Below are 14,153 nucleotides of genomic sequence, written 5' to 3'. Positions count from 1 at the left end.
GCATAGTGTTCTATGCATAAAATGGATAAATGGGTAAGATGGTATCTATGTAACCTTTATAATTTCAATAATATTTTATATAATGCTTTACGTTTTCATGGATGTAACAAACAATACAAGTAAATAATTGACAAAAAACAACTAAACGATAGATGTTGACATAAGCATTCATTCTTAAAAAAAAGAAATCCTAACGTTATGATTATAACATATTAGTACAGAATCAGACTATTATAAATCAGCACATTACTATTACAAATAGTATCATATAAGTAGATTGTCATGTATAGTGAACATGTATAGAGTATCTCCCAAAGGGGAACACTTCCTTTTGAAACTTTCTTGAATTATTGTACCTCCTTTATTACCAACAAGATACACATATTGTAGTTCCGCGAAAACTTTGGTGATTTCGTACATCGGTATGAAGACTCAAGAAGTGGTAATCAAACCGAGCGTAAAAGTGGTTATGATGCCTGATACAGAGATACTTGATGAAGTAACAGTAGTGGCTTATGGCACTAAACGTAAACAAGATTTGGTGGGTTCTATCAGCAGTGTAAAGAATGAGATTATCAGTAATTCACAAGCTACATCCGTGTCCAATGCATTAGAAGGAGCTGTGGCTGGTTTGCAAGTTGTAAGTTCTTCCGGCCAGCCGGGACAAGATGCCAATATCGTATTACGCGGTATCGGTTCTATTTCGGCCAGCAACAATGCACTGATTGTAGTAGATGGTGTGCCCTTCAACGGCAAGTTGTCGGACATCAACCCTACAGACATTGCTTCAGTGAACGTGTCGAAAGATGCTGTATCCAACTCTTTGTATGGTTCCCGTGCAGCAGGTGGTGTGGTCATGATTACTACCAAGACCGGACGCAAAGACAAGGTGGCCATCAACTTTAACGGCTCCTGGGGTGTGGCACAGCGTGCGTACAAGGACTATGATATGGCTACTGATCCGGGAGAGTTCTACCGTTTGTCTTGGTATGGTCTTCGTAACACCTATTGGGCGGCTGGAAAATCCATTGAAGACTCTAATTTAGCAGCCAGTCAGGATTTGCTGGGCGAACTGGGTAATTACAATGCTTATATCATCCCGCAAGGAGAGTATCTGGTAACACCAGATGGAAAACTTAACCCCAATGCACGTCTGCGTTATAATGATTCGTTTGCCGATGCCTTGTTCGACAATGCCTTCCGTCAAGAGTATAATGTATCTGCATCGGGTGGTAATGACCGCACAGATTACTATGTATCTATGGGCTTTCTGGACAATGACTCTTATGTGCTAGGTTCTTCTTATGAGCGCTTTACGGCTCGTGCCAACGTTAACTCTCAGTTGAAATCCTGGTTGAAGGTAGGTACCAATGTAGGCTATTCCAAAGCAACTCAGAATGGTGTACAAGAGAATGCCGGAGCTGCCTCCAATCCTTTTGAGGTGGCACGTTCTTGGGCTCCCATCTTCCCGGTTCATGCCTATGATGCAGAAGGTAATATGAAATATTATGAGGACGGAAGTCCTATGTATGATGCCGGAAACGGTGAGACAGACGGTACATCTAAACGTCCTACGGCTACTAACCAGAATGTGATAGCCAATATGAAAGAGGATATTCGTGAAACTGTGTACAATAATCTGACTTCACGCTCGTATCTGGAAATCTCGTTCTTGAAGAATTTCAAGTTTACAGCAAACTACAGTTATGATTTCACGAACAGTAGCCAGACAGTATTCTACACTCCGCTCATCGGTGACGGACAGTCTTTCGGTGGTCGTGGTACAAAAGGAAGCTACAACACTACGACTACCAACTTCAACCAGATTCTGGCCTACAGCAATGTTTTTGGCGATAACCACCACTTGTCGGCCAAGATAGGTCACGAGTACTATAAGTATGAATATCAGTATTTAGCAGGACAGAAGACCAATTTCTTTAATCCGAACAATCCGGAACTGGACAACGGTGGACAAATGCAATACATTAACAGCTACACGGCAAACCATAACATCGAGGGGTATTTCGGTATGGCAGACTACGACTATAGCAACAAATATTATCTTTCTGCAGCCTTCCGTCGCGACGGTACTTCCCGCTTCTTGGACCGCTGGGGTAATTTCTGGTCGGTAGGTGCCGCTTGGCGTATTTCCAACGAAGCATTCATGGAGGGAACGGGGTCTTGGTTAAACGATTTGAAATTGCGTGCATCTTATGGTACTCAAGGTAATGAAAGCATCCTTTCGGAGTATGACTATGCCTATGTGTACACGCCTTATCAAGACCAATACACAGTTACTTGGAATGGTTCAGAGTTGGGTTATTCACCGGAATTCTACGGTAATCCGGACTTGACTTGGGAAAAGCAGAAGACTTTTGACGTGGGAGTAGATTTCCGTCTATTCGACAGAGTATACGGTTCATTCGAATATTTTTATCGTCGTACAGACGATATGCTCTTCAAGCGCCCTGTAGCTTACTCTACAGCCGGACGTCCGTATAATTGGGAAAACCTGGGTGCGATGAAAAACACTGGTATAGAGTTTGAAGTGAATGTGGATATTTTCAATCAGCCCGACCTAAAGTGGACGGTATCGCTCGTGGGATCTCACTACAAGAACCGCATCGTGACACTGCCCGAAGAAAACCGTGAAAATGGTATCACTTCCGGTCCGTTCAACCTGCGCGAAGGTAAGAGCCGCTTTGAATACTATACTTATATGTATGCCGGCATGGACGAAAAAGGAAATGCCATGTGGTACATGGATGAGACAAACGAGAAAGGGGAAGTGACAGGCCGTACTACCACCACCACTTATGCAGACGCAACCCGCTACTTCATTGGAAAATCTGCACTGCCCGATTTCAACGGTGGTTTGAGCACTACTTTCTCTTACAAGGGAATTGACCTTTCTATAGCAACGGCTTTCCAAATTGGTGGCTATGCTTATGACTATTCTTATCTGTCCGGCATGAGCTCCTCATTCTACGTAGGTCATAATAAGGATATGTGGAAAACATTCAACCCTGAGACCGGTCAAGGTTCACTTCCTATTTGGAATGCTAACAATGCTTCCAATTCTTTCACCCAACAGTCAGACCTCAACCTGATAAAGGCCAGCTACTTCAGCATCCGTAACATCACTTTGGGTTACACATTGCCAAAAAATCTGATGCAGAAATTCGGTGTCGAGAAACTGCGTATTTATGCTACGGCAGATAATCTTGCCTTGTGGTCCAAGCGTCAGGGATTCGACCCTCGCGTAGCAATGTCTGGTTCTGATAAAGAATATGGAGGCTATTCTCCGATGCGTGTGATTTCCGGAGGTATCAACCTTACATTCTAAACTAAAAAATAAAATTGTATATGAAAATTATGAAATATATGATGCAGGCACTCCTTGTCGGAGGTCTGCTTACATCCTGCGTTGAAGACGCTGATGTTACCGCTTATTTGACTGAAGACCAACTGGGTAATGTGGCTCAGGAAGATCCTGACAAGGCTTTTTCTGCTGCTGTAGCAGGCATGTATTCTGATATGCAGCAGTTTGTTGACACCGATATGAGTCACAACTATTTCGGTCAGAAGAGCTTTGATTACTTGACATCACTGATGGGCAACGACATGATTATGACCGGACGTTTTGCCATGAGTCTGTATCATTATTTGCTGGATTACTGGCAACAGAACTATACTCCGACCAACAACCGGTGGAAAGAATACTATCGTGTCATAGCCAATGCCAATAACATTCTTAAGCTGATTGACCCCAGCAGTGAAGATCCTGCCAATTTAAAATATCGTGCCATCGCCCTTGGTTTCCGGGGCTATGCCTACTTGCAGTTGAGTTATCTATATCAGCATTCCTACTATACCGGTGCAGATGGAACAAAATGGGGGCGTGGAGAAAAATATGATTTCTCGCAATCCCCGTGTGTACCGCTTATTACAGGGGATACAGAAGGCGACCAACCGCGTGCTACTGTAGCTCAAATTTATGAACAAATCAAGAGCGACCTTACTACTGCTTTCGACTTGTTCAAGGGTTTGAATATGACGCGCACTTCCTCACCCACTGATATGGATGGCTGCGTAGTAGCCATGCATTTGGCTCGCGCAAACATGGTTATCCATGAATGGGATGAAGCGATAAAGTATGCGCAAGTGGTGATTGATAATTTCCCTATATTGCAAAGTGAAGACCAGATACTGCAAGGATTCAGCAACATCAGTTTGCCGGATGTAGTATTCGGCAGCGATATTACAGCAGATAATAGTACGACTTATATGTCTTTCTTCTCGCAGATGGATACTTATGGCGATGGATATGCCGGCATCGGCGTATGGCGTGCTGCCTTTAAGCCGTTAGTAGATCGTATCGCGGATACTGATATTCGTCTGCAATGGTTCTGCTGCGACCGTTCTACAGGTGTAACAGATGCATCTGGTAAGCGTGTGACATTGATCCGTGATACTAAGTATCCGGTTTCTGTGGAATATCAGACTGTGAAATTTATCGGTACGGGCCGTGATAACATTAAGGCCGGTGTGTTCAGCGGATGGGAATTGGGAGATTATATTTACCTGCGTTCGGAAGAGGCTTACATGATAAAGATGGAAGCCTTGGCTCACAAGGGCTCTGCTGATGCGATAACTGAACTGAATAGCTTCATGAAGACCCGTCAGCCTGACTATAATTACACCTTTACAAACAAGGCCGACTTGATAGAGGAAATCATTTATCAGAAACGTGTAGAATTCTGGGGCGAAGGCTTGGAATACATCGATAATCGTCGTTTGAACATTCCTGTAGACCGTACGGACGAAACTTGGGGTGCAGAAAACAATAATCATTTCTCTGCCGGTAAGTTCCGTTATAATCAGGAAGAACGCCCGTTCCTTTATCAATTACCTCTCTCGGAAATAGAGAACAATTCTCAGCTTTCTCCGACCGATCAGAATTAACACCTCAAAGGACATGTCATAAAAAATCGGTAAAAGTAGTTTGCCTTTACCGATTTTTCTATATGAATCAACAAAAGAATGATACGGAAGTACTCTCTCTTTCATTTAAGTGCTCCTTCATTTTTCTGTCAAAAGAATTATCTGCGCAGACTAACTAGTTGCATTACCCAAACAATAATAATGTGACAACTATGATGATGATTCATCCGGTTGAATAGACCGGAATTTCATAATAAAGTGTTTTTAAGAAGCCACTCATTGTGAAATGAGCGGCTTCTCTTTCTTTAATCCTGCAAAAGACTTTAAGGGAAGTATTATTTAAGGTTACATATCTTCCAAAGAAAGTCCTTTATAGGAAACAGAGCAGTTTTTCCATTCTTTATTGATAGTGAGAAAATATTCTCCTTTCTTCTTCAACATCCCCCAATCTATCCGTTCCGGATTACGTTTAATCTCTACGAATTCTATGGTTCGCTCAAATTCATTAACAGCAATTAAATCTATCTCATTCTCTCCCTTTCTATCCCAAAATCCTCCGATGTCTGTATATCTTCCGGCCTCTATGTACATCTCTTTGAAATAACGCTCCAACATCAATCCTGAAAATGTAGGGAAATCCCGTTCTATAATATTACGCAGATAGGCTAAGTTTCCGGCCTCTATCAAATTCTGATACTTGTAAATAAATCGAAACCAAAAAGATAGAAAATTGTCTTCAATAATGTATCTGACTTGTTTGGAGGATGGACGAGCAAAAATAGGTTTACGCTGACTGATTACAGAGAAATCTTTCTCCATACGTGAGAGATAACCGCCTATTTCTACTCCGTTCAATGCTGTTTCTATATCTCCACGAGATGTCAGTCCGCGAGAAATACATTCTAATATAGAAAAATAAACGGTATATTCTTTACCAAACTCTTCTATCAAAAGATTCTTTCCTTCAGTCAAAAACAAAGAGTTCTCTTCCGTCATGAAATGAATCATTTTTGTACGGGTAAAAGCCTTATTTTTCATGAACAAATCAATATACCAAGCTACCCCCCCTGTAAAGGTATATAGCGCCAAAAGGTCATCGGGAGTGTAACCTGGGTGAAAATCTGCCAATATTTGCTTTATGACAGAGACCCTGAATGGTTGTAAACGTATAATTTTTCCCGCACGGCTGAAAAGTGGCTCTTTATTATTCTCAAAAATTTTATGCATCAATGAGTAAATAGAGCCGCTTATAAGTAAATTCATTCGGCTACTGTCTTTATGCAAATCCCATACTTTCTGAATCTCTCCAAACACCGAAGGATTTATTCTATCCAATTCTTGAAATTCATCAATAATAAGATTGAAGGGCCGTTCTTTTGAAAGTAACATTAAATGTTGGAATAGCTTTCCTATGGAAGAATATTCTCCTATAGGAAAATTCAACTTCATTTCTGCCTCTTCTATAAAGTCACGGCATAGAAGATTCTCTGCCTTGCGTAAGATGAAAAAATACAATGTCGGCTTTCCATCCGTTGACTTCAATAAGAGTGAGGTCTTACCGATACGCCTTCTTCCTACCAAAACCGTCATTTGCGATTCTTCTTGAGACTGTTCTGCTATATTCTTTAAAATAGCCAATTCTTTTTCTCTATTATAGAATTTCATAATACACCTTTTATTTTATATCAACTCTTTCGTTATCGTAATGTACATTACCGTAATGCACATTACGATAACGCAAATATAATGATAATGGTATTATAATACAAATAAGAGACAATATTTGTATAGCATGAATTTCCCTTTGAACTTTTACACAAGAAACTATGGTTCCTTTAGAAACGATCTCATAAGTTCATTAGTTTTATACAAGGAATACAGAATATTTCTATGTGAAATAGGAATAAACTAATGTTTATCTCTATTCGAAATGAGAATGGTATTTTATAATTTTAAATAGTATTTACATGAAATACAACATTCTTATGGATGTGATAGACAATATAAGTAAATATTCAACGAAAAATGTTCAAATGATAGATATTGACATAATCATTCATTCTTTTAAAAAAAAGAAATCCTAATTTTATAGCCACAATATATTAATGCAGGGACAAACAGCTATTAATCAAAACATTACAGCTATTAATGGTATCACATAAGTAGAGCATTATTTATTGTGGACGTATATAGAATAACTGTGGAAAGAGTATTCCCTGTTTTAGCGTTTTGGAGCTTATTATATATTACTTATTATCAACAAAATACAGTTATTGTAGTTCCGCGAAAACTCTGGTAATTTCTTATATTGGTATGCAGACCCAAGAAGTGGCAATAAAACCCAGCTTAAAAGTGGTGATGAAGTCTGATACTGAGATGCTTGATGAGGTAATGGTGGTTGCTTTCGGTACAGCAAAGAAGTCTGCATTTACGGGTTCGGCTAAGGTGGTTGGTACCGAAAAGCTGGAGCAGTCGCAAGTGACGAATGTTACTGATGCCTTGGCAGGTGCTGTGCCGGGTGTGACACTGACTTCCAATGACGGTGCTCCAGGTTCAAAATCATCCATCAAGATTCGTGGTTTTAGTTCTATCAATGCAAAGAATGACCCTTTGATTATTGTGGACGGCGCTCCTTATAGCGGTGATATTAATAATATCAATCCTAACGACGTTGAGTCAATGACGGTATTGAAGGATGCGGCTTCCAATGCTCTTTACGGTGCTCGTGGTGCCAATGGTGTAATTATCATCACTACCAAAAGAGCCAACATATCGGGAGAGGCTAAGGTGACTTTTGATGCTAAGTGGGGTGCTAACACTCGAGCGTTGCAGAAATATGAAGTGATTGACAATCCTGGCATGTACTACGAGATGCATTATCGTGCCATGAACAATTATTATAAGTCAACGGGAATGAATGACCAGGCTGCATGGCTTGAGGCAAACAAGAATCTGTTTGGCTCCAACGGTGGATTGGGATACAATGTATATACAGTTCCCGATGGGCAATTCCTCATTGGTCAGAACGGTAAACTTAATCCCAACGCCACATTGGGTAGAGTTGTGAATTATAAAGGACGTGACTATCTGCTGACTCCGGATGATTGGGAAGATGTGGGAATGCGTACCGGTCTGCGTCAGGAATACAACTTCTCGGTGAGCGCAGCCAATGAAAAGTCCTCTTTCTATGTTTCTTTAGGTTATCTTGGAAATGAGGGTATCACTGAAGGCTCTGACCTGAAACGTTTGACAGGCCGTTTGAAAGCCGACTATCAAGCAAAGAAGTGGTTGAAGATTGGTGGTAATATGGGATATGCACGTTTTGATTCCAACTCGTTGAGTAACAATGGTACCAGTTCGTCTACCGGTAATATATGGGCGTTTGTTACCCAAATGGCTCCCATCTATCCCGCCTACGTGCGCAATGCTGACGGCAGCATCATGGTGGATAATAATGGTATTGGAATGATGGACTACGGTAGTGGTATCAATGCAGGTATGCAGCGTCCTTTCATTGCTGATGCCAACCCTATTCTAGACAATAAACTAAATACCAGAAACTCTGAAGGAAATGCCATTAACGGCAACGCCTTTGTAGATATAACTCCTATAGAAGGCCTAAAGGTGACATTCAATGGTGCTTTCAACTTGGATGAGACACGTCATAGTTACGTTTACAATCCTTACTACGGGCAGTTCGACTCCACTGGCGGTACAGTGAGTAAGTATCATACACGTACTTACGATTACAACCTGCAACAACTTGTTTCTTATGCCCGTTCGTTTGGCGACAATAACTTCGATATTCTTTTAGGTCACGAATATTATGATTATCGCTACTATGAACTTGGGGCCAGCAAGTCGCAGATGTTCTCTCAAGGCAATAAGGAATTGGATGGTGCCATTATCGACGGACAAGGTGCTTCTTCCTATAAAGAGCGTCGTAACAATGAAGGTTTCTTCGGCCGTTTGCAATACAATTATGACGAACGCATCTTCGGCTCGGCTTCTTTGCGTCGTGATGCTTCCAGCCGTTTCCATCCGGACCATCGCTGGGGTACATTCTGGTCGGTAGGCGGTGCGTGGCTTATCAACAAAGAAAGCTGGTTTGATGCTTCATGGGTGCAGGAACTGAAGCTGAAGGCTTCTATTGGTTCACAAGGTAATGACAATATCGGTGACTTCCTCTATACGGATAGATTTAACATTATCAACTCTAACAACAGCCTTGGTACTTCATTTAAATCTAAGGGCACTAAAGACATCACTTGGGAAACCAACACTAACTTCAATATCGGTGCAGAGTTCCAGTTGTGGAACCGTGTAACCGGTAGCATCGAGTACTACAGACGTAAGACTTCGGATATGTTGTTCTCATTTACCGTGGCTCCATCATTGGGTTATGCTTCCTATATGGACAACGTTGGTAACATGGTCAATAGTGGTGTGGAAATGGACTTCAATGTGAATATCTTCGATACACGTAACTTTACGTGGGATGTGAATGTGAACATTTCAACCTTGAAGAACCGTATTACGATGCTTGATCCTGATAAGTTGATTACTACTGAGTATACAGCTGATGGAAAAGGATATAAGGGCTATTCTAACGGAAGCTTCTTCATTGGTGAGGATTTGTCTATGTTTACATGGCGCTTGAAGGAGTATGCCGGAGTGAATGAAAAGGGTGAGTCTTTGTTCTATAAGAATGTCAAGGACGAGGCCGGCAATATCACCGGACGTGAAACGACTACGAATCATGCTCAGGCTGACTATTACATCACAGAGGAAAGCTCAATACCTAAGGTGTATGGTGGTTTCGGTACCAAACTGAAAGTATATGGCGTGGACTTCGGCATAAACTTCACTTACCAGATTGGTGGTAAGCAATATGATGGTACGTATGCTTACTTTATGTCGTCACCTTATGGTACGGCTGGTTACAACTACCATAAGGATTTGCTGAACTCATGGACTCCTGAGAACACAAATACTAATATCCCTCGTTTCCAGATGAACGACCAATATTCAGGGGCAATGTCTACGCGCTTCTTGACAAATGCAAGCTTCTTGAATATCCAGAATATTAATGTGGGCTACACGTTACCTTCCAAGTGGACAAGAAAGTTGGCCATCAACTCATTGCGCGTGTATATGTCGGCAGAAAATGTTTTCTATTGGTCTAAACGTAAAGGGTTCGACCCACGTCAGTCATACGACGAGACAACCAATGCTACTTTCTATTCACCGATGCGTACCATCTCCGGTGGTGTGTCATTTGAGTTCTAAACCTAATATATAGATTACAATGATTATGAAGAAGAATATATTCAAACTATTTTCGGTTATGGTCGTATCGGCCACGGTATTGACCGGCTGTATAGAAGAGGTTTTTCCCGAAGATTCTACAGCGACCTCCGATCAGATTGGTGCATCGGCAACAGCGATTGAGGCTTCGCTTAATGGCTTGCCATCGCAAATGGTACAAGGCTATCTAGTGTACGGTAAGCAAACACATGAGACCGACCTTGCTTATCCCTCATTGATGTTGGCCCAGACAGAACTGCTGGGTGATGTCGTGGCTACGGATTACGGATATGACTGGTGGTGGCGCTTCAATGCCAATAATGGTATGAACGACACCGGCTATTATTCATATTTGCCTTACTTCACCCTATATAAGTTCGTTAAATCGGCCAATGACGTGATTGCGGCCGTTGATGTGACTGATCCCACAATTACCGATGAAATGCGTGGGCTTGGAAGTATAGCCCATGCTTTCCGTGCATTGGACTATTATACGCTGATGGTACTTTTCGAACCGGTAGAAAACATCTATACCGATTGTAGCAAGGTACTGGGGCTGACGGTGCCCATCGTGACTGAGGCAACAACTAACGACATTGCGAAGAGCAATCCGCGTGCAACCCACGAAGAATTGGTGAATTTCATTCTTGCCGACCTTGACAAGGCAGAGATAGGTCTGGAGTCTTATACACCTGTCAGTAAGAACTTCCCTGACTTGGCGGTCGTATATGGTCTGAAGGCCAAAGTATATATGTGGGATGGTCAGTTTGCTAAAGCTGCCGAGTATGCCCGCAAGGCTATTGATAAGTCGGGAGCAACACCTATGAGCGAATCACAGTGGCATAATCCCACTACCGGTTTCAATACGGCTACTTCTGCATGGATGTGGTACCTTCACCCCACGGCTTCCAATATGGGTAATCTTGCTAATTTCATTGGTCACATTTCCAATGAAGCGGATTGGGGATATGCTTCTTTGTCTAAGCTCCAGATGGCACGTTCACTTTATGACGCGATTCCTGCTACCGATTTCCGCAAATATTCTTACCTTGACCCGGACAGAAGTACTTACGCTTACCAGTCAGTGAGAGGCAATGCATGGCTGGATGAACAACCGGATTATATGTCATTGAAGTTCCGCCCCGTGGGTGGTGACTATAACACTTATTCTGTGGGTGCGGCTGCAGATATTCCCGTGATGCGTGTGGAAGAGATGTATCTCATAGAGGCTGAAGCAGTAGGTGCCAGCCAGAATGTGGCAGCAGGCGTACAGTTGTTGAATAACTTTATGAAGCAGTACCGCCAGAGCAATTACAATTTCAGTACGGGTGATTTGCGTAATTTCCAACTTGAGGTGTTGAAACAGATGCGTATCGAGTTCTGGGGTGAGGGAATCGCATTCCCCACGGCTAAACGTCTGAAACCGGATGTCATTCAGAATTATGAGGGTACCAACTTTATAGAAGATATCTTCAAGATAAACTGTAAAGGTGTGAAGCCCAACTGGACATTGATGATTCCTAAGACCGAGGTCGATTCAAATACTGCCCTTCAGGGAATGAACAATCCGGACCCGTCCGGTGCTATTGCTAAACGTCCTACTCCGATAGGGGAGTTTGCACCGGGTAACAATTAACCAATGAACTAACTTTTAATAGAATTTGTATATGAATAAGATATTCAATAAATTGTTTTTGGGCTTGGCCGTATGCGGTTTGGCTATGACGGCTTGTTCAGACGGTGTGGAGTGGGAGCCTTCTCCGGTTCCTACCGAGGGTGTACAAGCTTATATTTATGCTGATAACTCTGATTTGACTTATTATCCGAATGATGAACAGGTTTTTGTGGTCAAAATCGGCCGTCAGAAAACAGATGCGGCTGCATCTATTCGCTTGACTACAGATGCGGAGAACGTAACAGTGCCGACAACGGTTGATTTTGCTGCCGGTGAAGCACTCAAAGAAGTAAAGATTGCGTTTGACATAGCTGTGGGTACTACTGCATCTTATACTATTACCATTCCTGAAGAAGATTCCTACGTTTATGGTTCACCTAAGGTGACGGTCAATATAAAGCGTGACTATACTTGGCTCAATATAGGTACAGGCTACTATGCATCTCAATTATTTGGCGAGGGTTGGGATCAACCTGTGCTGAAGGCTAAAGAGGCTAACATCTATAAGCTGGAAGATTGCATTACGAAAGGATATCCCATCATGTTTACGCTAAGCGATGACAATCAAGAACTGATAGGTTGGGATCCTCAACCTACTGGTTATGACAAGACGGATTATGGTATGCTATACTTTGCAGCAGCAGGTATGGAGCGTAAAGGAAACGTGTTGTCTTTCCCGATGCAGGGCTTAGTAGTGCTTGACGGTGGTAAATGGGGAGTACTGTATCAGGGATTCACGGAAACGCTGGAGATGCCGGAAGGGTTTTGATTATCCTGGCAATTAGATAATATGTAATTTGAAATGGCATGTAAGATGAAGTTCGACTTCATTTTACATGCCATTTTTCTATTGTGTCTGTTTTTATTTTATTCCGCTTTTTAAGGCGCTTCCGCCAAAATTATTTATATTTGCTGCCCGAACCAACAATACATATATATAATAAGGTATAGAAACTATGAAAGAATTTGTAATTTCCGAAGTGCAGGCAGAAACAGCGGTATTGGTAGGTCTCATCACTAAAACGCAGGATGAGCGAAAGACGAACGAATACCTGGACGAGCTGGCATTCTTGGCTGAGACAGCCGGGGCGGAAGTAGTGAAGCGGTTTACCCAAAAGCTGGATGCAGCGCATTCCGTGACTTATGTCGGCAAGGGCAAGCTGGAAGAAATTAAAGAGTATATCCGGAATGAAGAAGAAGCCGAACGCGAAATCGGCATGGTGATTTTTGATGATGAACTCTCCGCCAAGCAGATACGCAATATAGAAGCTGAACTCAAAATCAAGATACTGGACCGTACGTCCCTGATTCTCGATATCTTTGCCATGCGTGCCCAGACTGCCAATGCAAAAACGCAGGTGGAGCTGGCGCAGTATAAGTACATGCTCCCCCGTCTGCAACGTTTGTGGACCCACTTGGAACGCCAGGGTGGTGGCTCCGGTGCTGGTGGAGGTAAAGGTTCCGTGGGACTTCGCGGTCCGGGTGAAACGCAGCTGGAAATGGACCGCCGTATCATCTTGAACCGTATGTCATTGTTGAAGGAGCGTTTGGCTGAGATTGACAAGCAGAAGTCTACCCAGCGGAAGAACCGCGGACGCTTGATTCGTGTGGCATTGGTGGGATATACCAATGTAGGAAAATCCACATTGATGACTTTGCTTTCGAAAAGTGAAGTCTTTGCAGAGAATAAGCTGTTTGCCACGTTGGATACTACGGTGCGTAAGGTGATTATTGAGAACCTGCCGTTCCTGCTATCCGATACGGTGGGCTTTATCCGTAAATTGCCGACGGATTTGGTAGACTCCTTCAAGTCTACTCTGGATGAGGTACGCGAGGCGGACTTGCTGTTGCATATCGTAGACATCTCTCATCCGGATTTTGAAGAACAGATAGAAGTTGTGAACAAGACGTTGGCAGATATCGGTGCCGCCGGTAAGCCCATGATTCTTGTATTCAATAAGATAGACGCTTATACTTATATAGAGAAAGCGGCTGACGACCTTACCCCCAGAACCAAGGAAAACTTGACACTCGAAGAACTGATGAAGACGTGGATGGCTAAGATGGAGGATAACTGCCTCTTTATTTCTGCCCGCGAAAAAATCAATATGGAGGAACTGAAGAGTGTAGTTTATCAGCGTGTGAAGGAATTGCACGTGCAGAAGTACCCCTATAATGACTTTCTTTATCAGACCTACGAAGAAGAAGTTTAATTTTAGTTATGAGT

At 42.5% G+C, this 14,153-nt stretch carries 6 protein-coding genes and 1 pseudogene; 6 read left to right on the top strand and 1 reads right to left on the bottom strand.

The window, feature by feature from the left end; translation table 11 throughout:
• The first annotated feature begins 403 nt into the window (after positions 1–403).
• Both DWZ03_RS11810 and DWZ03_RS11805 read left to right on the top strand, forming a co-directional pair.
• Positions 404–3,346, top strand: coding sequence for a SusC/RagA family TonB-linked outer membrane protein (locus DWZ03_RS11810; protein ID WP_120130111.1), 2,943 nt, complete (start codon positions 404–406; stop codon positions 3,344–3,346).
• Between the two features lie 20 nt (positions 3,347–3,366).
• Entirely contained in the window at positions 3,367–4,965 is a 1,599-nt protein-coding gene (locus DWZ03_RS11805) for a RagB/SusD family nutrient uptake outer membrane protein (RefSeq protein ID WP_120130108.1), read from the top strand.
• A 324-nt stretch (positions 4,966–5,289) separates the two neighbouring features.
• Here the strand turns inward: DWZ03_RS11805 and DWZ03_RS11800 are convergent, their stop codons facing one another.
• Complete coding sequence (locus DWZ03_RS11800; protein ID WP_005835055.1) at positions 5,290–6,609, bottom strand: ATP-binding protein; 1,320 nt, start codon at positions 6,607–6,609, stop codon at positions 5,290–5,292.
• Between the two features lie 612 nt (positions 6,610–7,221).
• Between DWZ03_RS11800 and DWZ03_RS11795 the strand changes: the two are divergent.
• The 4 genes and pseudogenes from DWZ03_RS11795 to hflX all read left to right on the top strand — a co-directional run.
• Positions 7,222–10,233: pseudogene (locus DWZ03_RS11795) on the top strand (SusC/RagA family TonB-linked outer membrane protein); the annotation flags it as partial.
• A 25-nt stretch (positions 10,234–10,258) separates the two neighbouring features.
• On the top strand, positions 10,259–11,887 hold the full coding sequence (locus DWZ03_RS11790) for a RagB/SusD family nutrient uptake outer membrane protein (protein ID WP_225982625.1): 1,629 nt from the start codon (positions 10,259–10,261) through the stop codon (positions 11,885–11,887).
• Between the two features lie 31 nt (positions 11,888–11,918).
• Positions 11,919–12,695, top strand: a complete 777-nt coding sequence (locus DWZ03_RS11785; protein WP_118275138.1) for a hypothetical protein — start codon at positions 11,919–11,921, stop codon at positions 12,693–12,695.
• 187 nt (positions 12,696–12,882) lie between these two features.
• On the top strand, positions 12,883–14,139 hold the full coding sequence (hflX, locus tag DWZ03_RS11780) for a GTPase HflX (protein ID WP_009037207.1): 1,257 nt from the start codon (positions 12,883–12,885) through the stop codon (positions 14,137–14,139).
• Positions 14,140–14,153 lie beyond the last annotated feature (14 nt).

The sequence above is a fragment of the Bacteroides sp. AF29-11 genome (assembly GCF_003602895.1).
GTDB lineage: Bacteria > Bacteroidota > Bacteroidia > Bacteroidales > Bacteroidaceae > Bacteroides > Bacteroides uniformis.
The sequence above is the reverse complement of the archived record's forward strand: the minus strand, read 5'-3'. Positions and strand labels throughout refer to the sequence as shown.